At 39.4% G+C, this 21,849-nt stretch carries 24 protein-coding genes; all 24 read left to right on the plus strand.

The window, feature by feature from the left end; genetic code table 11:
* The first annotated feature begins 32 nt into the window (after positions 1 to 32).
* The 24 genes from rpoB (at position 33) to rplF (ending at position 21,838) form a co-directional block, all read left to right on the plus strand.
* Positions 33 to 3,605: a DNA-directed RNA polymerase subunit beta gene (gene rpoB / locus C1724_RS23980; protein ID WP_102349396.1), complete on the plus strand. Its 3,573-nt coding sequence runs from the start codon at positions 33 to 35 to the stop codon at positions 3,603 to 3,605.
* Positions 3,606 to 3,749: 144 nt separating this feature from the next.
* The gene (gene rpoC / locus C1724_RS23985; protein ID WP_102349398.1) at positions 3,750 to 7,364 is read left to right on the plus strand and encodes a DNA-directed RNA polymerase subunit beta'; all 3,615 of its coding nucleotides are present in this window, start codon (positions 3,750 to 3,752) and stop codon (positions 7,362 to 7,364) included.
* A gap of 150 nt (positions 7,365 to 7,514) precedes the next feature.
* A complete protein-coding gene (locus C1724_RS23990) occupies positions 7,515 to 7,763 on the plus strand; it encodes a 50S ribosomal protein L7ae-like protein (RefSeq protein ID WP_102349400.1) in 249 nt (82 codons plus the stop codon).
* 111 nt (positions 7,764 to 7,874) lie between these two features.
* Positions 7,875 to 8,297, plus strand: a complete 423-nt coding sequence (gene rpsL / locus C1724_RS23995; protein WP_102349402.1) for a 30S ribosomal protein S12 — start codon at positions 7,875 to 7,877, stop codon at positions 8,295 to 8,297.
* 40 nt (positions 8,298 to 8,337) lie between these two features.
* On the plus strand, positions 8,338 to 8,808 hold the full coding sequence (gene rpsG, locus C1724_RS24000) for a 30S ribosomal protein S7 (protein ID WP_102349403.1): 471 nt from the start codon (positions 8,338 to 8,340) through the stop codon (positions 8,806 to 8,808).
* Positions 8,809 to 8,850: 42 nt separating this feature from the next.
* Positions 8,851 to 10,929 carry an elongation factor G gene (gene fusA, locus C1724_RS24005; protein ID WP_102349405.1) on the plus strand — a complete coding sequence of 693 codons (2,079 nt, stop codon included), beginning with the start codon at positions 8,851 to 8,853 and terminating at the stop codon, positions 10,927 to 10,929.
* 123 nt (positions 10,930 to 11,052) lie between these two features.
* Positions 11,053 to 12,243 carry an elongation factor Tu gene (gene tuf / locus C1724_RS24010; RefSeq protein ID WP_102349407.1) on the plus strand — a complete coding sequence of 397 codons (1,191 nt, stop codon included), beginning with the start codon at positions 11,053 to 11,055 and terminating at the stop codon, positions 12,241 to 12,243.
* A 2,007-nt stretch (positions 12,244 to 14,250) separates the two neighbouring features.
* The gene (rpsJ, locus tag C1724_RS24015; protein WP_102349409.1) at positions 14,251 to 14,559 is read left to right on the plus strand and encodes a 30S ribosomal protein S10; all 309 of its coding nucleotides are present in this window, start codon (positions 14,251 to 14,253) and stop codon (positions 14,557 to 14,559) included.
* A 40-nt stretch (positions 14,560 to 14,599) separates the two neighbouring features.
* Positions 14,600 to 15,232 (plus strand): 50S ribosomal protein L3, encoded by a 633-nt coding sequence (rplC, locus tag C1724_RS24020; RefSeq protein WP_102349411.1) that lies wholly within the window; start codon positions 14,600 to 14,602, stop codon positions 15,230 to 15,232.
* Between the two features lie 23 nt (positions 15,233 to 15,255).
* Positions 15,256 to 15,879 (plus strand): 50S ribosomal protein L4, encoded by a 624-nt coding sequence (gene rplD, locus C1724_RS24025; protein ID WP_102349413.1) that lies wholly within the window; start codon positions 15,256 to 15,258, stop codon positions 15,877 to 15,879.
* Positions 15,879 to 16,166: a 50S ribosomal protein L23 gene (gene rplW, locus C1724_RS24030; protein WP_102349414.1), complete on the plus strand. Its 288-nt coding sequence runs from the start codon at positions 15,879 to 15,881 to the stop codon at positions 16,164 to 16,166. Before rplD ends, rplW begins: the two co-directional genes overlap by 1 nt.
* Positions 16,167 to 16,191: 25 nt before the next feature.
* On the plus strand, positions 16,192 to 17,022 hold the full coding sequence (gene rplB, locus C1724_RS24035; RefSeq protein ID WP_102349416.1) for a 50S ribosomal protein L2: 831 nt from the start codon (positions 16,192 to 16,194) through the stop codon (positions 17,020 to 17,022).
* A 57-nt stretch (positions 17,023 to 17,079) separates the two neighbouring features.
* Positions 17,080 to 17,358 (plus strand): 30S ribosomal protein S19, encoded by a 279-nt coding sequence (gene rpsS / locus C1724_RS24040; RefSeq protein WP_102349418.1) that lies wholly within the window; start codon positions 17,080 to 17,082, stop codon positions 17,356 to 17,358.
* An 18-nt stretch (positions 17,359 to 17,376) separates the two neighbouring features.
* Entirely contained in the window at positions 17,377 to 17,718 is a 342-nt protein-coding gene (rplV, locus tag C1724_RS24045) for a 50S ribosomal protein L22 (protein WP_102349419.1), read from the plus strand.
* Between the two features lie 13 nt (positions 17,719 to 17,731).
* Positions 17,732 to 18,397, plus strand: a complete 666-nt coding sequence (rpsC, locus tag C1724_RS24050) for a 30S ribosomal protein S3 (protein ID WP_102349421.1) — start codon at positions 17,732 to 17,734, stop codon at positions 18,395 to 18,397.
* A complete protein-coding gene (gene rplP, locus C1724_RS24055) occupies positions 18,397 to 18,831 on the plus strand; it encodes a 50S ribosomal protein L16 (RefSeq protein ID WP_102349423.1) in 435 nt (144 codons plus the stop codon). The genes rpsC and rplP overlap by 1 nt, the downstream gene beginning before the upstream one ends.
* Positions 18,821 to 19,024 carry a 50S ribosomal protein L29 gene (gene rpmC / locus C1724_RS24060; RefSeq protein ID WP_102349425.1) on the plus strand — a complete coding sequence of 68 codons (204 nt, stop codon included), beginning with the start codon at positions 18,821 to 18,823 and terminating at the stop codon, positions 19,022 to 19,024. Before rplP ends, rpmC begins: the two co-directional genes overlap by 11 nt.
* A gap of 19 nt (positions 19,025 to 19,043) precedes the next feature.
* Complete coding sequence (rpsQ, locus tag C1724_RS24065) at positions 19,044 to 19,307, plus strand: 30S ribosomal protein S17 (RefSeq protein WP_102349427.1); 264 nt, start codon at positions 19,044 to 19,046, stop codon at positions 19,305 to 19,307.
* 45 nt (positions 19,308 to 19,352) lie between these two features.
* Positions 19,353 to 19,721, plus strand: a complete 369-nt coding sequence (rplN, locus tag C1724_RS24070; RefSeq protein ID WP_102349428.1) for a 50S ribosomal protein L14 — start codon at positions 19,353 to 19,355, stop codon at positions 19,719 to 19,721.
* Between the two features lie 36 nt (positions 19,722 to 19,757).
* Positions 19,758 to 20,069, plus strand: a complete 312-nt coding sequence (gene rplX / locus C1724_RS24075; RefSeq protein ID WP_102349430.1) for a 50S ribosomal protein L24 — start codon at positions 19,758 to 19,760, stop codon at positions 20,067 to 20,069.
* Between the two features lie 26 nt (positions 20,070 to 20,095).
* Positions 20,096 to 20,635 (plus strand): 50S ribosomal protein L5, encoded by a 540-nt coding sequence (rplE, locus tag C1724_RS24080; protein ID WP_102349432.1) that lies wholly within the window; start codon positions 20,096 to 20,098, stop codon positions 20,633 to 20,635.
* A gap of 19 nt (positions 20,636 to 20,654) precedes the next feature.
* On the plus strand, positions 20,655 to 20,840 hold the full coding sequence (locus C1724_RS24085; protein WP_102349434.1) for a type Z 30S ribosomal protein S14: 186 nt from the start codon (positions 20,655 to 20,657) through the stop codon (positions 20,838 to 20,840).
* Positions 20,841 to 20,869: 29 nt separating this feature from the next.
* Entirely contained in the window at positions 20,870 to 21,268 is a 399-nt protein-coding gene (gene rpsH, locus C1724_RS24090; RefSeq protein WP_102349436.1) for a 30S ribosomal protein S8, read from the plus strand.
* A gap of 30 nt (positions 21,269 to 21,298) precedes the next feature.
* On the plus strand, positions 21,299 to 21,838 hold the full coding sequence (gene rplF, locus C1724_RS24095) for a 50S ribosomal protein L6 (protein ID WP_102349438.1): 540 nt from the start codon (positions 21,299 to 21,301) through the stop codon (positions 21,836 to 21,838).
* Positions 21,839 to 21,849: the final 11 nt, after the last annotated feature.

Genomic DNA, 21,849 nt, shown 5'->3' on the forward strand with positions numbered 1-21,849 from the left:
AATAAAACGCTTTATTTTGAGGGGTGAATCAGTTGACGGGTCAACTAATTCAGTATGGACGCCACCGCCAGCGCAGAAGTTATGCGCGAATCAGTGAGGTGTTGGAATTACCAAATCTTATTGAAATTCAACTCTCTTCTTATCAATGGTTCCTTGATGAGGGATTAAGGGAGATGTTCCAGGATATTTCTCCTATTGAGGATTTCACTGGAAATTTATCACTTGAGTTTATTGATTATAGCTTAGGTGAACCAAAGTATTCTGTAAGTGAAGCAAAGCAACGAGACGTTACATACTCAGCGCCACTAAGGGTTAAAGTTCGCTTACTTAACAAAGAGACAGGTGAAGTAAAAGAGCAGGATGTATTTATGGGAGATTTCCCTTTGATGACTGAAACAGGTACGTTCATTATTAATGGCGCAGAACGTGTTATAGTTTCACAGCTTGTTCGTTCACCAAGTGTTTATTACAGTGGTAAAATCGATAAAAACGGTAAACGTGGTTTCACCGCAACTGTTATACCGAATCGTGGTGCATGGCTTGAATATGAAACAGATGCTAAAGATGTAGTATATGTTCGTATTGACCGTACACGAAAACTACCTGTAACAGTATTGTTAAGGGCTCTAGGTTTTGGTTCTGATTCTGAAATTACAGATCTGCTAGGTGAAAACGAGTATTTAAGAAATACTCTAGACAAGGATAACACGGAAACTACTGAAAAAGCTCTATTGGAAATTTACGAGCGTTTACGTCCGGGTGAACCACCTACTGTAGAAAATGCTAAAAGTTTACTAATTTCACGTTTCTTTGATCCAAAACGGTATGATCTAGCGAATGTTGGCCGTTATAAAATCAACAAAAAACTCCATATTAAAAATCGGTTATTTAACCAACGTGTTGCTGAAACGTTAGTCGACCCTGAAACTGGCGAAGTGCTGGTTGAGAAGGGCACTATGCTCGATCGACGCACGTTAGACCGGATCTTACCGAATCTAGAAAATAATATTGGATTTAAAATAGCTCGACCAAACGGCGGTGTAATAGAAGAGGATATTACTGTCCAATCTATTAAAATATTTGCTCCGAACGATCCTGATGGTGAAAAAGTTATTAATGTAATAGGCAATTCTAATATCGATGTTGAAATTAAAAATATTACACCTGCTGATATTATTGCTTCTATTAGTTATTTCTTTAATCTCTTGCATCAAGTAGGGGATACGGATGATATCGATCATCTAGGAAATCGTCGCTTACGTTCAGTGGGTGAACTGTTACAAAATCAATTTAGAATTGGATTATCACGTATGGAACGTGTGGTACGTGAAAGAATGTCAATTCAAGATGCCAATAATATAACTCCGCAGGCGTTAATTAATATTCGACCTGTAATAGCAGCGATTAAAGAATTCTTTGGTAGTTCCCAGTTATCGCAGTTTATGGACCAAACAAATCCTCTAGCAGAATTGACACATAAGCGTCGTCTTTCTGCATTAGGGCCTGGTGGTTTAACACGTGAACGCGCAGGATTTGAAGTGCGTGACGTTCATTATTCACATTACGGTCGTATGTGTCCGATTGAAACACCTGAAGGTCCTAATATCGGGTTAATTAACTCGTTGTCTTCTTATGCAAAAGTTAATAGATTTGGATTCATTGAAACTCCTTATCGCAAAGTTGATCCGGAGACTGGTAAAGTAACTTCACAGATCGATTATCTTACTGCTGATGAAGAAGATAACTATGTTGTTGCACAGGCGAATGCTATCTTATCTGAAGATGGATCGTTTGTAGATGATGAGGTAGTTGCACGTTTCCGTGGTGAAAATACCATGGTTAAAAGGGATCGCATTGACTATATGGACGTATCGCCTAAACAGGTCGTATCGGCCGCGACAGCTTGTATTCCTTTCTTAGAAAACGATGACTCAAACCGTGCACTAATGGGTGCGAACATGCAGCGACAAGCTGTTCCGTTGCTTAGCCCGCAAGCACCAATTGTCGGAACAGGAATGGAATATGTGGATGGTAAGGACTCTGGTGCAGCTGTAATCTGTAAGTTTGACGGTATTGTTGAACACGTTGAAGCACGTTACATTCATGTTCGTCGTACAACAGAAGTTGATGGCCAGAAGGTTAAGGGTGATCTTGATAAATACGAACTGTTAAAGTTTATACGATCAAACCAAGGTATGTGCTATAATCAACGACCAATCGTTTCGGTTGGAGATGAAGTGAAAAAAGGTGAAATCTTAGCAGATGGACCTTCAATGGATCTTGGTGAATTAGCATTAGGCCGAAATGTTATGGTTGGTTTCATGACCTGGGAAGGTTACAACTACGAAGATGCAATTATCATGAGTGAACGACTAGTTAAAGATGATGTATTTACATCTATTCATATAGAAGAGTATGAATCTGAAGCCCGTGATACGAAATTAGGTCCAGAAGAAATAACCCGTGATATACCAAACGTGGGTGAAGATGCGCTACGCAACCTGGATGAAAGAGGTATTATTCGAATCGGAGCGGAAGTTAAAGATGGTGATTTACTAGTAGGTAAAGTTACACCAAAGGGTGTGACTGAATTAACTGCTGAAGAACGTCTGTTACATGCTATCTTTGGCGAAAAAGCTCGTGAAGTTCGTGATACATCACTACGTGTACCGCATGGCGGTGGCGGAATTATCTTAGATGTAAGAGTGTTTAATCGAGAAGATGGCGACGAACTACCTCCAGGTGTCAATCAGCTAGTACGCGTATTCATTGTTCAAAAGCGAAAAATCCATGAGGGCGATAAAATGGCTGGACGACATGGTAATAAAGGGGTAATTTCCCGTATTATGCCAGAGGAAGATATGCCGTTTTTACCTGATGGAACACCGATAGATATCATGTTAAATCCACTAGGTGTACCTTCGCGTATGAATATTGGGCAGGTACTAGAATTACATCTAGGAATGGCAGCTCGTTATTTAGGAATACATGTAGCTTCACCTGTTTTTGATGGTGCGCGCGAAGAAGATGTATGGTCTACGTTAGAAGAGGCTGGCATGGCTCGTGATGCTAAAACTATTCTATATGATGGACGTACTGGAGAACCGTTTGACAACCGTGTATCAGTTGGGATTATGTATATGATCAAACTTGCACACATGGTTGATGACAAACTTCATGCTCGTTCAACAGGTCCTTACTCATTAGTTACGCAACAGCCGTTGGGCGGTAAAGCTCAATTTGGCGGTCAGCGTTTTGGTGAGATGGAAGTATGGGCATTAGAAGCATATGGGGCAGCCTATACATTACAAGAAATTTTGACAGTTAAGTCAGATGATGTTGTAGGTCGTGTAAAGACATATGAAGCGATTGTAAAAGGTGAAAATGTACCGGAGCCAGGTGTACCTGAATCATTTAAAGTATTAATAAAGGAACTCCAAAGCTTAGGTATGGATGTTAAGATGCTATCGCTTGATGAAGAAGAGATTGAATTGCGTGACTTCGATGATGATGACGAGCAACGAGATCTACCTTCTTTAGATGAGGGTAATGATGAACCTATAGTTGTTAACGAAGAAAAAGATGCAACAACTATTGAAAATTAATAATAAAAACTAATAATTATAGAGCATAGCTGTTGATTGGAATTGTAACCAAACTCGATTAGTAGCTAGTTTGATCTTACAATCGGTTGAGGGGGAAGACCCCTCAACCTATAGAAGTTTCACTTAAAAAGGGAGGTAGGCCCCTTGCTGGATGTAAATAACTTTGAGTATATGAAAATTGGTTTAGCTTCACCTGATAAAATCCGTTCATGGTCTTTTGGGGAAGTAAAGAAGCCGGAAACAATTAACTATCGTACACTAAAACCAGAAAAAGATGGTTTGTTTTGCGAACGTATTTTCGGTCCTACAAAGGACTGGGAATGTCATTGCGGAAAGTATAAGAGAGTTCGTTATAAAGGTGTTGTTTGTGATCGTTGTGGTGTTGAGGTAACACGCGCGAAAGTCCGTCGTGATCGAATGGGTCATATTGAACTCGCTGCACCTGTTTCACATATCTGGTACTTCAAGGGTATTCCAAGTCGTATGGGTTTAGCGCTAGATATGTCTCCGCGCGCTCTTGAAGAAGTTATTTACTTTGCCTCTTATGTGGTAACAGAAACAGGTGACACACCATTAGAAAAGAAACAACTTCTTTCTGAAAAGGAATATCGTACATATCGCGATAAATATGGCCAATCCTTCCAAGCGCAAATGGGAGCAGAGGCTATCCGTAAATTATTATATGATATCGACTTAGATAAAGAAGTTGATGCTCTTAAAGAAGAGTTACGCACAGCCCAAGGACAACGTCGTACACGTGCAATTAAGCGACTAGAGGTGCTTGAGGCATTCCGTAATTCTGGAAATGCACCATCATGGATGATTTTAGATGTACTTCCTGTTATTCCACCAGAATTACGTCCTATGGTTCAACTTGATGGAGGTCGTTTCGCGACTTCAGACTTAAATGATTTATATCGCCGTGTGATCAATCGTAATAATCGTTTAAAGAGATTATTGGATCTTGGTGCACCGAATATCATCGTGCAAAATGAAAAGCGTATGCTGCAAGAAGCGGTTGATGCGTTGATTGACAACGGACGTCGTGGTCGCCCGGTAACAGGTCCTGGTAATCGTCCGCTAAAATCACTTTCACATATGTTAAAAGGTAAACAAGGTCGTTTCCGTCAAAACTTACTTGGAAAGCGTGTGGATTACTCTGGGCGTTCCGTAATTGTAGTAGGTCCTAACTTGAAAATGTACCAATGTGGATTACCTAAAGAAATGGCACTTGAATTATTTAAGCCATTTGTAATGAAAGAATTAGTAGGCAAAGGTTTAGCACATAACATTAAAAGCGCAAAGCGTAAAATTGAACGTGTACAACCAGAAGTTTGGGATGTATTAGAAGAGGTTATTAAAGAGCATCCTGTCTTACTAAACCGTGCCCCGACTCTTCACCGATTAGGTATTCAAGCGTTTGAACCAACATTAGTTGAAGGTCGCGCGATTCGCTTGCATCCGCTTGTATGTACAGCATACAACGCTGACTTTGACGGAGACCAAATGGCTGTTCACGTACCATTATCTGCAGAAGCACAAGCGGAAGCACGACTATTAATGTTGGCCGCTCAGAATATCTTGAACCCTAAGGATGGAAAGCCGGTTGTAACACCATCACAGGATATGGTTTTAGGTAACTATTACCTTACTATTGAAAGAATTGGTGCAATTGGTGAAGGCATGATCTTTAATGATACAAATGAAGCACTAGTTGCTTACCAAAATGGTTATGTACATCTACACACGCGCATAGCTGTTGCTGCTAAATCTTTAAACAAAGCAACATTTACAAAAGAGCAAAACGAAATGCTGTTATTAACAACGGTTGGTAAGCTTGTATTTAATGAAATCTTACCAGAGTCATTCCCGTATATAAATGAGCCAACAAAGTTTAACCTTGAGGTAAATACACCTGAGAAGTACTTTGTTCCAAAAGGCATTAATGTTAAAGAAGAAATTGCAAAACGCGAGGAAATTGCACCGTTTAAGAAGAAGATTCTTGGAAATATCATTGCCGAGGTTTTCAAAAAGTTCCATATAACTGAAACATCCAAAATGCTTGACCGCATGAAGGATCTAGGTTTTAAATATTCAACTAAAGCTGGTATTACAGTTGGTGTGGCAGATATTGTTGTATTACCTGAGAAAAAGGGAATACTCGATGAAGCTGAAGATAAAGTAACAAATGTTCTTAAACAGTTTAGACGCGGTTTAATCACGGATGAAGAGCGCTATGACAGAGTAATCTCTATTTGGAGTTCAGCAAAAGATGAAATTCAAAAGAAATTAATGGATACATTGGATAGAACAAATCCAATCTTCATGATGAGTGACTCAGGTGCCCGTGGTAACGCATCAAACTTTACTCAGTTAGCTGGTATGCGCGGATTAATGGCGAACCCGGCTGGCCGTATTATTGAGTTACCAATTAAATCAAGTTTCCGTGAAGGATTAACGGTGTTAGAGTACTTTATCTCGACGCACGGTGCACGTAAAGGACTTGCTGATACAGCGTTAAAAACTGCTGACTCAGGATACTTAACAAGACGTCTTGTTGATGTTGCCCAAGATGTTATCGTTCGCGAAAACGATTGTAATACAGACCGTGGTTTAATTGTCCGTGCAATTAAGGATGGTACAGAAACTATCGAACCATTATATGAACGTCTTGTTGGACGTACTTCGTTCGAAACAGTTAAGCACCCTGAAACAGGACAAATTCTTATCAATCGAAATGAATTGTTAACTGAAGATATTGCAACAGAGATTGTCGAGGCTGGTGTGGAACAGATACAAATCCGCTCTGCTTTTACTTGCGATACACGTCATGGTGTATGTAAAGCGTGCTATGGCCGCAACTTAGCAACTGGTCAGGATGTAGAAGTAGGTGAAGCAGTTGGAATTATCGCTGCTCAGTCAATCGGTGAGCCAGGAACGCAGTTAACAATGCGTACATTCCATACTGGTGGGGTTGCCGGAGATGATATCACTCAAGGTCTTCCGCGTATTCAGGAATTATTTGAGGCTCGAAACCCTAAAGGGCAGGCAGTTATTTCTGAGGTAGACGGTACTGTTTCTGCAATAAATGAAGTGAAAGATAAACAAGAGATAGTCATCCAAGGTGATGTTGAGAGTCGCACCTATACTGCTCCATATGGAGCACGTTTAAAAGTAACCGAAGGCGAAAAAGTGTCTGCAGGTCAAGAATTAACAGAAGGTTCGATCGACCCTAAAGAGTTACTGCGTGTACGTGGTATAGAAGGCGTCCAAGAATATCTGTTGCGTGAAGTTCAAAAGGTATACCGTATGCAAGGGGTAGAAATCGGAGATAAACACGTTGAAGTAATGGTTCGTCAAATGTTACGCAAAGTACGTGTTATGGATGCTGGTGATACTGAAGTATTACCTGGTTCATTACTTGATATCCACCAATTTAAAGAAGCGAATAAAAAAGTCCTTCTTGAAGGTGGAAGACCTGCAGTTGCTCGTCCAGTATTACTAGGAATTACCAAGGCGTCACTAGAAACTGAATCATTCTTGTCTGCTGCTTCTTTCCAAGAAACAACAAGAGTATTAACAGATTCTGCGATCAAAGGTAAACGCGATGAGCTTCTAGGATTAAAAGAAAATGTTATTATCGGGAAACTTGTTCCAGCTGGTACAGGTATGAATCGATACCGCAAGATTAATTTGTTAAAAGAAAATGAAGATGAGTCTGTAGTTACTGCAGAAAAAGATTTAATTACAAATGATTAATATTTGTTAAAAAGTTAAAACGAAAAACTACGAATTTCACTGTGATCAGATGGAATTCGTAGTTTTTCTAAAATATTGTTGACATTAATTGTTTAGAATGATATTATGACAAAGGTGTTTCAAAAACGGTGCTTTGGAGGATATGATTAAATGTCTTATGAAAAAGTATCAATGGCAAAAGAGATTGTTATCGGTATGAAACAAACTCTAAAAGCCTTAAAAGAAAGTGAAGCGATTGAAGTCATCATTGCTGACGATGCTGATCAGCGTGTGACAAATAAAGTAGTACTAGCAGCAAATGAGAGAAGTATTCCCGTCACAAAAGTTGATTCGATGAAAAAGCTTGGAAAAGCATGTGGAATAGAAGTCGGTGCTGCAACAGTTGCTATAAAAGGTTAAAACGTTTTTGTTAGAGCGAATGTTTGCTTTTGCAAAAACTTTGTTTTTGCCTAAAAAATGAACCACCTGGATATGTGGTCTTAAATTAATCAAAGAAAGGAGGAGCTATCAATGCCTACAATGAACCAACTAGTACGTAAGGGACGTAGAAGCAAAATTGAAAAATCAAAGTCTCCTGCGTTAAACAAAGGATATAACAGCATGAAGAAATCACAAACTGATCTTTCTTCACCGCAAAAGCGTGGTGTTTGTACACGTGTAGGAACTATGACTCCTAAAAAACCAAACTCAGCGTTACGTAAGTACGCTCGTGTACGTTTAACAAATGGAATTGAGGTAACAGCTTATATTCCTGGTATTGGACATAACCTACAAGAACACAGTGTTGTATTAATCCGCGGCGGACGTGTAAAGGACCTTCCAGGGGTACGTTATCACATCGTTCGTGGTGCGCTTGACACTGCTGGTGTTAACAACCGCATGCAAGGTCGTTCTAAATACGGAACTAAGAGACCAAAAGCAGCTAAAAAATAAGTTGAAATAATAAATAATTACCATGAAAGGAGGGTATCATATGCCACGTAAAGGCCCTGTTGCCCGTAGAGATGTATTACCTGATCCAATTTACAATTCAAAGTTAATTACACGTTTAATCAACCAAATCATGATCGATGGTAAGAGAGGTAAAGCTCAAACTATCCTATATAATGCATTTGGTATCATCAAAGATCGCACTGGCAATGATCCAATGGAAGTTTTCGAACAAGCTATTAAGAACATTATGCCAGTACTTGAAGTACGTGCTCGTCGTGTTGGTGGTGCAAACTACCAAGTACCGGTTGAAGTTCGTCCGGAGCGTCGTACAACTTTAGGACTACGTTGGTTAGTACAATATTCTCGTTCTCGCGGAGAGAAAACAATGGAAGAACGTCTAGCTAATGAAATCTTAGATGCAGCTAATAACACTGGTGCATCTGTTAAGAAACGTGAAGATACACACAAAATGGCAGAAGCTAACAAAGCGTTTGCACACTATCGTTGGTAAAATAAACAATAATTCATTCCCTAAAAAGGAAGGAGAAATAAAATGGCAAGAGAGTTCTCCTTAGATAAAACTCGAAATATTGGTATCATGGCACATATTGATGCTGGTAAAACAACAACAACAGAACGGGTTCTTTATTACACTGGTCGTATTCACAAAATTGGTGAAACACATGAAGGTGCTTCACAAATGGACTGGATGGAACAAGAACAAGAACGTGGTATCACGATCACTTCCGCTGCAACAACTGCACAATGGAAGGGTCACCGTGTTAACATCATCGATACTCCAGGACACGTAGACTTCACTGTTGAAGTTGAACGTTCACTTCGTGTATTAGATGGTGCAGTAGCTGTACTAGATGCACAATCTGGTGTAGAGCCTCAAACAGAAACTGTTTGGCGTCAAGCAACTACTTACGGTGTACCACGCGTGGTATTCGTAAACAAAATGGATAAAATCGGTGCTGATTTCTTATATTCAGTAAAGACTATCCACGATCGCCTTGGTGCAAACGCACACCCAATTCAATTACCTATCGGTGCTGAAGATGAATTCAACGGTATCGTGGACCTAATTGAAATGAAGGCAACTATGTATACAAATGATTTAGGAACAGATATGGTAGAAACAGAAATTCCTGAAGATATGAAGGAATTAGCTGAAGAATACCGTGCTAAATTAGTTGAAGCAGTTTCTGAACTTGACGAAGAGCTTATGCTTAAGTACTTAGAAGGTGAAGAACTTACTAATGAAGAGCTTAAAGCTGCTATTCGTAAAGGAACTGTAAATGTAGAATTCTATCCAGTTATCTGTGGTTCTGCATTTAAAAACAAAGGTGTACAAAAGATGTTGGATGCAGTATTAGATTACTTACCAGCTCCAACAGATGTTCCTGCAATTAAAGGTGTATTACCTGATTCAGAAGAAGAAGTAACTCGTGAATCTAGCGATGAAGGTCCTTTCGCAGCGTTAGCATTTAAAGTTATGACTGACCCATATGTTGGTAAGTTAACATTCTTCCGTGTATATTCAGGTATCTTAAATTCTGGATCATATGTATTAAACTCTACAAAAGGTAAGCGTGAGCGTGTAGGACGTATCCTTCAAATGCACGCTAACCACCGTGAAGAAATCCCGCAAGTATATGCAGGGGATATCGCGGCTGCAGTAGGTTTAAAAGATACAACTACTGGTGATACACTATGTGATGAAAAGAATGCAGTAATCTTAGAATCTATGGAGTTCCCAGAGCCAGTTATCTCACTTTCAGTTGAACCAAAATCTAAAGCAGACCAAGATAAGATGGGTATCGCTTTACAAAAGTTAGCTGAAGAAGATCCAACTTTCCGTACTGAAACTAATCCTGAAACAGGACAAACTATCATCTCTGGTATGGGTGAGCTTCACTTAGATATTATCGTTGACCGTATGAGACGCGAATTCAAAGTTGAAGCTAACGTTGGTGCTCCACAGGTATCGTACCGTGAAACACTACGTCAAAGTGCTGAAGTTGAAGGTAAGTTTGTACGTCAGTCAGGTGGACGTGGACAATATGGACATGTTTGGATTCGTTTCGAACCTAATGAAGAAGGAAAAGGTTTTGAATTTGTGAATGGTATTGTCGGTGGTGTAGTTCCACGTGAATACATTCCGGCTATCCAATCTGGTCTTGAAGATGCTATGCAAAATGGTGTTCTTGCTGGTTATCCTTTAATCGATGTTAAAGCAACACTTTTTGATGGTTCATACCATGATGTCGATTCAAACGAAATGGCATTTAAAATCGCAGCATCTATGGCACTTAAAAATTCAAAAACAAAATGTCAACCAGCCCTTCTAGAGCCAATGATGAAAGTTGAAGTTGTAGTTCCAGAAGAATACATGGGCGATATTATGGGTGACGTTACATCTCGTCGTGGTCGTGTTGAAGGTATGGAAGCTCGCGGTAATGCACAAGTTGTTCGCGCAATGGTTCCACTTTCTGAAATGTTCGGATATGCAACAGCACTTCGTTCAAATACACAAGGCCGTGGTACTTATTCTATGCACTTTGATCACTATGAAGAAGTACCAAAATCAATTGCTGAAGAAATAATTAAAAAGAACGTAGGAGAGTAATTCACCTACTCTTGCATTTAAAACATTTTTATTGTAAGTTGGGAAGTGGGAATTCTTTTGGATTCCCGCCCCTTACATATATAAAAGTAAATAATTTAGATAATTATAAGGAGGAAATCTCTGATGGGTAAAGAAAAATTTGACCGTTCAAAACCACATGCTAATATTGGTACAATTGGACACGTTGACCATGGTAAAACAACTTTAACTGCTGCAATCACTTCAGTTCTTGCAAAAAGATCTGGTAAAGGTACTGCAATGGCTTATGATCAAATCGATGGTGCTCCTGAAGAGCGCGAGCGCGGTATCACTATCTCAACTGCACACGTTGAGTATGAAACTGACAACCGTCACTATGCACACGTTGACTGCCCAGGACATGCTGACTATGTTAAGAACATGATCACTGGTGCTGCTCAAATGGACGGCGGTATCTTAGTAGTATCTGCTACTGATGGTCCAATGCCACAAACTCGTGAGCATATCTTATTATCACGCCAAGTTGGTGTACCTCACCTTGTAGTATTCATGAACAAGTGTGATATGGTAGACGACGAAGAATTACTTGAATTAGTAGAAATGGAAGTTCGTGACTTACTTTCTGAATATGATTTCCCTGGTGATGATGTACCAGTAATCAAGGGTTCTGCTCTTAAAGCTCTTGAAGGAGATGCTGCATGGGAAGAAAAGATCATTGAATTAATGGCTGCTGTTGATGAGTATATTCCAAATCCACAACGTGACACTGAAAAGCCATTTATGATGCCAGTTGAGGATGTATTCTCAATCACAGGTCGTGGAACAGTTGCTACAGGACGCGTTGAGCGTGGTGTAGTAAAAGTTGGTGACGTAGTAGAAATCGTTGGTCTTGCTGAAGAAGCTAAGAGCACAACTGTAACTGGTGTAGAAATGTTCCGTAAGCTTCTTGACTATGCTGAAGCTGGAGACAACATCGGTGCGTTACTACGTGGTGTAGCACGTGAAGAAATTCAACGTGGACAAGTACTTGCTAAGCCAGGTTCAATTACACCTCACAAAACTTTTAAAGCTGAAGTTTATGTTCTTTCAAAAGAAGAAGGTGGACGTCATACTCCATTCTTCACAAACTACCGTCCGCAATTCTATTTCCGTACAACTGATGTAACTGGAATCATCAAGTTACCAGAAGGTACTGAAATGGTTATGCCTGGCGATAACATTGAAATGACAGTTGAACTTATCACTACAGTTGCAATCGAAGAAGGAACTAAGTTCTCAATTCGTGAAGGTGGCCGTACAGTAGGCGCTGGAGTAGTTGCGACTATTACTGAATAATCTATTTTAATATAAAACAGGTAGCATATTATGCTGCCTGTTTTTTTAGCTTGGATTTCTAATATAGCAAAGATGTAGATAACACAGGGGAGTATTTTTTATACTACATCAACGCGCCGCCCCAGTAATCCGGTGTTCATTCGACTTAGCGTCGGAACAAAGGAAATGCTGGTATCAAAAATACAACGTGACTACTGTTACTGGTCGTAACCGATGCTTAAATGTACATTGAGAGTATCGCCCCGATTGAATTCTTAATATAGAGCCCCAGTCTAATATAAAATCTCCAGATCATTTCATGTTTCTTCTATATATATGTCACCGCAAAAGTAGGGAATATAGGTGAACCGCCAAGATCGGAATAAGTCTATTGTGATTAATAGTATATTTATTTTTACATTATCAGAATATGGATGGCTTTAGATAGTTGATGTAACTGGATTTAATAGATAACGAGGTAACATTGATGCATTTTATATGCGTTTATGGTTGCGGTAATATCCTAACCTATTCGTTACCGGGGGAAGTCCCGGTTTCTGTATGTAGGAACAATTAGTGGAAGTATCTTTACTTTTTTTGCCTCTATAATCCGGTTTGAGTCTAATCATTCCTGTTAGGTGTTGTTCTTATGCGATTATGGGAACGAATACGGACTAATCGTGCCCGGTGTAAGTCTAAAATTGGGTATATGGGAACGAATACAGATTAAACGTGCCCGTCGTGAGACTAAAATTGGTTTTATGGGAACGAATGCGGTCTAATCGTGCCCATCGTAAGGCTTAAAATTGAATTTATGGGAACGAATACGGACTAATCGTGCCCGAAGTAAGACTAAAATTAGGTATATGGGAACGAATACGGACTAATCGTGCCCGTCGTAAGGCTAAAATTGAATTTATGGGAACGAATACGGACTAATCGAGCCCGAGGTAAGGCTAAGATTGGGCTTATGGGAACGAATACGGACTAATCGAGCCCGAGGTAAGGCTAAAATTGAATTTATGGGAACGAATACGGACTAATCGAGCCCGAAGTAAGACTAAAATTAGGTATATGGGAACGAATACGGACTAATCGAGCAGGAAGTAAGGCTAAGATTGGGCTTATGGGAACGAATAAGGACTAATCGAGCCCGAAGTAAGACTAAAATTAGGTATATGGGAACGAATACGGACTAATTGTGCCCGAAGTAAGACTAAAATTAGGTATATGGGAACGAATACGGATTAATCGTGCCCGTCGTAAGGCTAAAATTGAATATATGGGAAGGAATACGGACTAATCGAGCCCGTCGTAAGGCTAAAATTGAATATATGGGAACGAATACGGACTAATCGAGCCCGAAGTAAGACTAAAATTAGGTTTATGGGAACGAATACGGACTAATCGAGCCCATCGTAAGGCTAAAATTGAATTTATGGGAAGGAATACGGACTAATCGTGCCCGTCGCAAGGCTAAAATTAGGTTTATGGGAACGAATACGGATTAAATGTCCCCGTAGGTAGGTTATTATAATATTTATGAGAGCAATTGAACTATAAAAGTTCCTACTGTAAAAAAATTAAAGCGAATAAAGGAACAAGTGCATTCTTAAACATTACCGCAAAAGCTCAAAATATGTGTAAAGGGACGACTATCAACTGGTTATTCATTCTTAGTTAAGGACGCACTCACTTATAACTAAATATATAAGCCAACCCCGCCAATTTCCGTCCAAAAGAAACATTCAATACATTCGCTGCTAAATCAATTTAATATTTAAACAATTTATTGAACTGTTGCAAGTATGCTTATGTGTATGTATAATAATAAAAGTGCTTTAAAGAAAATATTATTTATATTTTAACTTGCATTCATGAATATTATTTTATATAATAGTGAATGTTGGTCTTTACAGCTATGATGCGGAAGGTTGCCGACACACCCGGCCCCATTGCCATGGCGGATGTGTGGGAAATTTTCGCGGAGTATGTCTATTTAAAAATGGGCGAAAAGGAGGGAAAATAATGGCAAAAGAAAAAATTCGTATTCGATTAAAGGCGTATGATCACAGGATTCTTGATCAATCTGCCGAAAAGATTGTTGATACTGCAAAGCGTTCGGGTGCTACTGTAAGTGGTCCAATCCCGTTACCGACAGAAAAATCAATTTATACAATCTTACGTGCTGTCCACAAATATAAGGACTCTCGTGAACAATTCGAGATGCGCACACACAAGCGTTTAATCGATATTGTGAATCCAACACCACAAACTGTTGATTCATTAATGAGATTAGATTTACCATCTGGTGTAGATATTGAAATTAAACTTTAATTTTAAATAAAATAAGATATAAATTCAGGAGGTGTGACTAATGACCAAAGGAATCTTAGGAAGAAAAATTGGTATGACTCAAGTTTTCTCAGAAAACGGCGAATTAATCCCGGTAACTGTGATTCAAGCTGAGCCAAACGTTTTATTGCAAAAGAAATCAGTTGAAACTGATGGATATGAGTCAATTCAAATAGGTTTTGCTGACAAAAAGGCTGTTCGTGCGAACAAACCTGAACAAGGTCATGCAACAAAAGCAAACACTACTCCTAAGCGCTTCGTACGTGAAATCCGCAATGTGAACGCTGGGGAATATGAAATTGGTCAAGAAGTCAAAGTTGATATTTTTACGGAAGGCGAAGTTGTTGACGTAACTGGAACATCTAAAGGTAAAGGTTTCCAAGGTTCAATCAAACGTCACAATCAATCACGTGGACCAATGAGTCACGGTTCTCGTTATCATCGTCGTCCTGGATCAATGGGTCCAGTAGCTCCAAACCGCGTATTCAAGGGTAAAATGTTACCAGGACGTATGGGTGGCGAGCAAATTACTGTTCAAAATCTAGAAATCGTAAAAGTTGATGCAGAACGTAATATTCTTTTAGTAAAAGGTAATGTACCTGGCGCTAAAAAGAGCTATGTAAAAATTCTTAGTGCGGTTAAAGGTAACAAATAATCGTTCGGAAAGGAGGAAATTAGATGCCTAAAGTAGCACTTTATAATCAAACAGGCTCACAAGTTGGTGAGATCGAACTTGCTGATGCGGTTTTCGGTGTAGAGCCTAATGAAAGTGTTTTGTATGATGCTGTTGTTATGCAACAAGCCTCAAGACGTCAAGGAACACACGCTGTAAAAAATCGTTCTGAAGTACGCGGTGGTGGAAGAAAGCCATGGCGCCAAAAAGGAACTGGACGTGCTCGTCAAGGTTCAATTCGTTCTCCACAATGGAGAGGTGGAGGTATCGTATTTGGTCCAACGCCAAGAAGTTATTCTTTCAAACTTCCTAAAAAAGTACGTCGCTTAGCTATTAAATCTGCTTTATCATCTAAAGTATTAGATAATGATATTTTAGTACTAGAAAATTTAGTTTTAGATGCTCCAAAGACTAAAGAAATGGTAAAGGTGTTAAGTGCACTTTCACTAGATAAGAAAGTCCTTGTAGTAACATCTGAAACTGATTCTGCTGTGGAATTATCTGCACGTAACATCCCTGGCGTAACAGTAGTGAACGCGAACGGTGTTAACGTATTAGATGTCCTTAATCATAATAAGTTAGTCATTACTAAAGAAGCAGCTGAAAAAGTAGGGGAGGTGCTTGCATAATGAAAGATCCTCGTGATATTATTAAGCGCCCTGTAATTACTGAACGTTCAACAGAATTAATGGCTGATAAAAAGTACACTTTTGAAGTTTCAACGAAGGCGAATAAAACTGAGGTTAAAACCGCAATCGAAGAAATCTTCGGTGTTAAAGTTGAAAAAGTAAACATTCAAAACTATCAAGGTAGATTTAAGCGTGTAGGCCGTTATTCTGGTACTACTCCAAAGCGTAAAAAGGCAATCGTTAAATTAACTGCTGATAGTAAAGAACTAGAATTCTTTGAAGTTTAATTTATTGTGAAGGAGGGAATCCCTAATGGCGATTAAAAAGTATAACCCTACGTCAAATGGTCGACGTGGTATGTCAGTATTAGATTTTGCTGAAATCACTACTGATAAACCAGAAAAATCACTATTAGCACCTTTGCACAGAAAAGGTGGACGTAATAACCAGGGTAAAATTACAACACGTCATCAAGGTGGCGGACATAAACGCCAATATCGTGTAATCGATTTTAAGCGTGACAAAGATGGAATACCAGGACGCGTTGCTACGATTGAATATGATCCGAACCGTTCTGCGAACATCGCGTTAATTAACTATGTAGATGGTGAAAAACGTTATATTCTTGCACCAAAGGGTTTAAAAGTTGGAACTGAAATTTTCTCAGGAGCTGACGCTGATATTAAGGTAGGTAATGCATTACCTTTAGTAAATATCCCTGTTGGTACAGTAATTCATAATATTGAACTTAAGCCTGGACGCGGTGGACAATTAGTTCGCTCTGCTGGTTCTGAAGCTCAAGTATTAGGTAAAGAAGGTAAATACGTATTAGTACGTTTAACTTCTGGTGAAGTTCGTCAAATCCTAGGAACTTGCCGTGCAACTGTTGGTCAAGTTGGTAACCTAGAACACGAATTAGTAAAAATCGGTAAAGCAGGTCGTTCTCGTTGGTTAGGCAAGCGCCCAACTGTTCGTGGATCTGTAATGAACCCGAATGACCATCCACACGGTGGTGGTGAAGGTAAAGCTCCAATCGGACGTAAGTCTCCAATGACTCCATGGGGTAAACCAACACTTGGATATAAAACTCGTAAGAAGAACAAAGCTTCTGACAAGTTTATTGTACGTCGTCGCAAAAAATAACGGGATTGTACTGCGGTTCAATCGAGCCGTAGCGCAGTCACGAAGGGAGGGTAATACATGGGTCGTAGCTTGAAAAAAGGACCATTTGTTGATGATCATTTGATGAAAAAGGTTGAAGTTCTTAACGAAGGCAACAAAAAACAAGTAGTCAAAACTTGGTCTCGTCGTTCAACAATTTTCCCTGAGTTTATTGGGCACACTATCGCTGTCTATGATGGCCGTAAGCATGTTCCTGTATTCGTTACAGAAGATATGGTAGGTCACAAGTTAGGCGAATTTGCTCCTACTCGTACTTATAAAGGTCATGCAGATGACGATAAGAAAACAAGACGTTAATTGAGAGGAGGTACTTGAATGGAAACAAAGCAAGCTAAATCAGTTGCGAGAACTGTTCGTATTGCTCCTCGTAAAGCACGTATTGTGATGGATTTAATCCGAGGAAAGCAAGTAGGTGAAGCGATCGCTATTCTTCGCCATACACCAAAAGCAGCTTCTCCAATTATTGAAAAAGTATTGAAATCAGCTGTTGCTAACGCTGAACACAACTATGAAATGGATGTAAACAATCTAGTAATTTCACAAGCGTTTGTTGATGAGGGTCCAACTCTTAAGAGATTCCGTCCGCGCGCAATGGGTCGTGCAAGCTCTATCAATAAGCGTACTAGCCACATCACTGTAGTGGTATCTGAAAAGTAAGGAGGGATAAGTAGTGGGTCAAAAAGTAAATCCTAACGGTCTTCGTGTTGGTATAATCCGTGATTGGGAATCAAGATGGTTCGCTGGTAAAGATTATGCAGATTTATTACATGAAGATATTAAAATTCGTGAATATATAAATAAGCGATTATCTGATGCTGCGGTATCTAAAGTAGAAATCGAACGTGCAGCTAACCGCGTTAACATTGCTGTTCACACTGCTAAGCCAGGAATGGTAATTGGTAAAGGTGGTACAGAGGTTGAAGCTCTTCGCAAAGCGTTAAATGAACTAACTCAAAAGCGTGTTCATATTAACATTATCGAAGTTAAGAAAGCTGATATCGATGCAGTTCTTGTTGCTGAAAATATTGCTCGTCAATTAGAAAATCGTGTTTCATTCCGTCGTGCACAAAAACAAGCAATCCAACGTGCTATGCGTGCTGGTGCACAGGGTATCAGAACAATGGTTTCTGGTCGTCTAGGCGGAGCTGATATCGCTCGTTCTGAACATTATAGTGAAGGAACTGTACCTCTTCATACATTACGTGCAGACATCGATTACGGTACTGCAGAAGCTGACACAACATATGGTAAGCTTGGTGTTAAAGTATGGATCTATCGTGGTGAAGTTCTTCCTACTAAGAAAAGAGCGAAAGATGAGGAAGGAGGAAACCAATAATGTTATTACCAAAACGCGTTAAATACCGCAGAGAACATCGTGGAAATATGCGTGGCCGTGCAAAAGGTGGTACTGAAGTACACTTTGGTGAATTCGGTTTACAATCTTTAGAAGCTTCATGGATCTCAAACCGTCAAATCGAGGCTGCACGTCGTGCTATGACTCGTTATATGAAACGTGGCGGTAAAGTTTGGATCAAAATCTTCCCATCTAAGCCATTTACTGCTAAACCATTAGAAGTACGGATGGGTTCTGGTAAAGGTGCTCCTGAAGGATGGGTAGCAGTAGTAAAACCAGGAAAAGTAATGTTCGAAATCTCAGGTGTTTCTGAAGAAGTAGCTCGCGAAGCATTACGCTTAGCTGCTCATAAGTTACCTGTTAAGTGTAAGTTTGTAAAACGCGAAGAAATTGGTGGTGAAAACAATGAAGGCTAATGAAATCCGTGATTTAACCACTGCCGAAGTAGAACAAAAAGTTAAAACTTTAAAAGAAGAATTATTTAACCTTCGTTTCCAGCTTGCGACTGGTCAATTAGAAAACACTGCTCGAATTCGTGAGGTACGCAAGTCAATCGCACGTATGAAGACGATTATTCGCGAAAGAGAACTTGGTGTTAACAATCGATAATCGAGAGGAGGTAGCGTAAATGAGTGAACGCAACCAACGTAAGGTATATGTAGGTCGTGTTGTTTCCGATAAGATGGATAAGACGATTACTGTATTAGTTGAAACTTACAAAAAACATTCACTATACGGTAAACGCGTAAAATATTCAAAGAAATATAAAGTTCATGATGAAAACAACCAAGCTAAAATCGGTGACGTTGTTAAAATTATGGAAACACGTCCACTTTCAGCTACTAAACGTTTCCGTCTAGTTGAAGTAGTAGAAGAAGCAGTTATCATTTAATATAAAGTTCGGATTTAATTGTATTCCGAAAGGAGGTACTAAACGATGATCCAACAGGAATCTCGCTTAAAAGTTGCTGACAACTCTGGCGCACGCGAAGTTTTAACTATTAAAGTACTTGGCGGCTCAGGTAAACGAACAGCTAATATCGGTGATGTAATTGTTTGTACGGTTAAGCAAGCAACACCAGGGGGCGTTGTTAAAAAGGGTGATGTAGTTAAAGCTGTTATCGTCCGCACTAAGAGTGGTGCACGCCGTGCTGATGGTTCATATATTCGTTTTGATGAAAATGCTTGTGTAATTATCCGTGAAGACAAGAGTCCACGTGGTACTCGTATATTTGGACCAGTTGCACGTGAACTACGTGAAAGAAACTTTATGAAAATCGTATCATTAGCTCCAGAAGTAATATAAGATCTTATTTTTTGCCTTGAAGGAGGTGTCGATAAGATGCATGTAAAAAAAGGTGATAAAGTACAAGTGATCTCTGGTAAAGATAAGGGCAAACAAGGTGTTATCCTTGAAGCGTTCCCAAAAAAGGACCGCGTCCTAGTGGAAGGTGTAAATGTTATTAAAAAGCATTCAAAACCATCCCAAGCGAATCCTCAGGGTGGAATCATGAGCCATGAGGCACCTATTCATGTATCAAATGTAATGCCAATCGATCCAAAGACTGGCGCTCCTACACGTGTAGGTTACAAAGTTATAGATGGAAAAAAAGTACGTATTGCAAAAAAATCAGGTGAAGTTCTAGATAAATAGTTCTATAAAGAAAGGAGGTCCATTCCATGAATCGCCTAAGAGAAAAATATAATTCAACAGTTGTTCCTGCTCTTATGAGCAAATTTAATTATAGTTCAGTAATGCAAGCACCTAAGATCGAAAAGGTCGTTGTAAATATGGGTGTAGGTGATGCTGTACAAAACTCTAAAGCATTAGATAATGCTGTAGAAGAATTAGCAACTATTTCAGGTCAAAAACCTGTTGTTACTAGAGCGAAGAAATCAATTGCTGGTTTCAGACTTCGTGAAGGTATGCCAATCGGTGCGAAAGTTACCCTACGTGGAGAGCGCATGTATGAATTCCTAGATAAATTAGTTTCTGTTTCACTTCCTCGTGTACGTGACTTCAGAGGTGTATCTAAGAAATCATTCGATGGCCGTGGTAACTATACTTTAGGTATTAAAGAACAGTTAATTTTCCCTGAAATTGATTACGATAAAGTTACAAAAGTGCGTGGTATGGACATCGTTATTGTTACTACTGCTAACACTGATGAAGAAGCTCGTGAGTTATTAACTCAAATGGGCATGCCGTTCCAAAAGTAATAAAAGAGGAGGGAAATTTGTGGCCAAAAAATCAATGATCGCCAAGCAAAAGCGCGAGCATAAGTTTGCTGTTCAGAATTATACTCGTTGTGAGCGTTGTGGACGTCCGCATTCGGTAATTCGCAAATTCAAACTTTGCCGTATTTGTTTCCGTGAATTAGCGTACGCAGGTCAAATCCCTGGTGTTAAAAAAGCAAGTTGGTAAACCCTTAAGATGGGAAGGAGGTAAATAATATGGTTATGACTGATCCAATTGCAGATATGCTTACTCGCATCCGTAATGCGAATATGGTTCGTCACGAGAAGTTAGAAGTACCTGCATCAAAACTTAAAAAGGATATCGCTGAAATCCTTAAGCGCGAAGGTTTCGTTCGTGACGTTGAATATATCGAAGATAACAAGCAAGGTATTATCCGTATCTTCCTAAAATACGGGGCAAATAACGAGCGCGTTATTACTGGTTTGAAACGTATTAGTAAGCCTGGATTACGCGTTTATGCAAAAGCTAACGAAGTACCAAGAGTACTTAACGGTTTAGGTATCGCGATTGTTTCAACATCTAACGGTGTTGTGACTGATAAAGATGCTCGTGCAAAACAAATTGGTGGAGAAATCCTAGCATACGTTTGGTAAGATTCTTTTTAATGAATGGAGGTGTAATAGATGTCTCGTATTGGTAGATTACCACTTGAATTACCACAAGGTGTAACTATTACTCTAGATGAAAATGTATTAACAGTTAAAGGACCAAAAGGTGAATTAACTCGTGCTTTTCACCCAGATATGAATATTAAAGTTGAGGACAATACTCTAGTAGTTGAACGTCCTTCTGATAATAAAGAGCACCGCTCATTACACGGTACTACTCGTAGTATTATCGGAAATATGGTTGAAGGTGTAACAAACGGTTATACAAGAGGACTTGAATTAATTGGTGTCGGTTACCGCGCAACTAAATCAGGATCTAAGCTTGTACTTAATGTTGGTTACTCTCATCCTGTTGAAATTGAACCTGAAGAAGGTATCGAAATCGAAGTACCATCTAATACAAAGGTTATTGTAAAAGGTATAGATAAAGAACGCGTTGGTGCAATTGCTGCAAACATTCGTGATGTACGTCCGCCTGAGCCTTATAAAGGTAAAGGTATTCGTTATGAAGGCGAGTTTGTACGCCGTAAAGAAGGTAAAACTGCGAAGAAATAACGCTTCTTAAA

This window comes from Bacillus sp. Marseille-P3661 (assembly GCF_900240995.1).
Classification (GTDB): domain Bacteria; phylum Bacillota; class Bacilli; order Bacillales; family Bacillaceae_J; genus OESV01.

Excerpts from the sequence above, each read along its gene's own strand:
- C1724_RS23990 (WP_102349400.1), top strand. The coding sequence starts at position 7,515 with ATGTCTTATGAAAAAGTATCAATGGCAAAAGAGATTGTTATCGGTATG.
- rpsL (WP_102349402.1), top strand. The coding sequence starts at position 7,875 with ATGCCTACAATGAACCAACTAGTACGTAAGGGACGTAGAAGCAAAATT.
- rpsG (WP_102349403.1), top strand. The coding sequence starts at position 8,338 with ATGCCACGTAAAGGCCCTGTTGCCCGTAGAGATGTATTACCTGATCCA.
- fusA (WP_102349405.1), top strand. The coding sequence starts at position 8,851 with ATGGCAAGAGAGTTCTCCTTAGATAAAACTCGAAATATTGGTATCATG.
- tuf (WP_102349407.1), top strand. The coding sequence starts at position 11,053 with ATGGGTAAAGAAAAATTTGACCGTTCAAAACCACATGCTAATATTGGT.
- rpsJ (WP_102349409.1), top strand. The coding sequence starts at position 14,251 with ATGGCAAAAGAAAAAATTCGTATTCGATTAAAGGCGTATGATCACAGG.
- rplC (WP_102349411.1), top strand. The coding sequence starts at position 14,600 with ATGACCAAAGGAATCTTAGGAAGAAAAATTGGTATGACTCAAGTTTTC.
- rplD (WP_102349413.1), top strand. The coding sequence starts at position 15,256 with ATGCCTAAAGTAGCACTTTATAATCAAACAGGCTCACAAGTTGGTGAG.
- rplW (WP_102349414.1), top strand. The coding sequence starts at position 15,879 with ATGAAAGATCCTCGTGATATTATTAAGCGCCCTGTAATTACTGAACGT.
- rplB (WP_102349416.1), top strand. The coding sequence starts at position 16,192 with ATGGCGATTAAAAAGTATAACCCTACGTCAAATGGTCGACGTGGTATG.
- rpsS (WP_102349418.1), top strand. The coding sequence starts at position 17,080 with ATGGGTCGTAGCTTGAAAAAAGGACCATTTGTTGATGATCATTTGATG.
- rplV (WP_102349419.1), top strand. The coding sequence starts at position 17,377 with ATGGAAACAAAGCAAGCTAAATCAGTTGCGAGAACTGTTCGTATTGCT.
- rplP (WP_102349423.1), top strand. The coding sequence starts at position 18,397 with ATGTTATTACCAAAACGCGTTAAATACCGCAGAGAACATCGTGGAAAT.
- rpmC (WP_102349425.1), top strand. The coding sequence starts at position 18,821 with ATGAAGGCTAATGAAATCCGTGATTTAACCACTGCCGAAGTAGAACAA.
- rpsQ (WP_102349427.1), top strand. The coding sequence starts at position 19,044 with ATGAGTGAACGCAACCAACGTAAGGTATATGTAGGTCGTGTTGTTTCC.
- rplN (WP_102349428.1), top strand. The coding sequence starts at position 19,353 with ATGATCCAACAGGAATCTCGCTTAAAAGTTGCTGACAACTCTGGCGCA.
- rplX (WP_102349430.1), top strand. The coding sequence starts at position 19,758 with ATGCATGTAAAAAAAGGTGATAAAGTACAAGTGATCTCTGGTAAAGAT.
- rplE (WP_102349432.1), top strand. The coding sequence starts at position 20,096 with ATGAATCGCCTAAGAGAAAAATATAATTCAACAGTTGTTCCTGCTCTT.
- rpsH (WP_102349436.1), top strand. The coding sequence starts at position 20,870 with ATGGTTATGACTGATCCAATTGCAGATATGCTTACTCGCATCCGTAAT.
- rplF (WP_102349438.1), top strand. The coding sequence starts at position 21,299 with ATGTCTCGTATTGGTAGATTACCACTTGAATTACCACAAGGTGTAACT.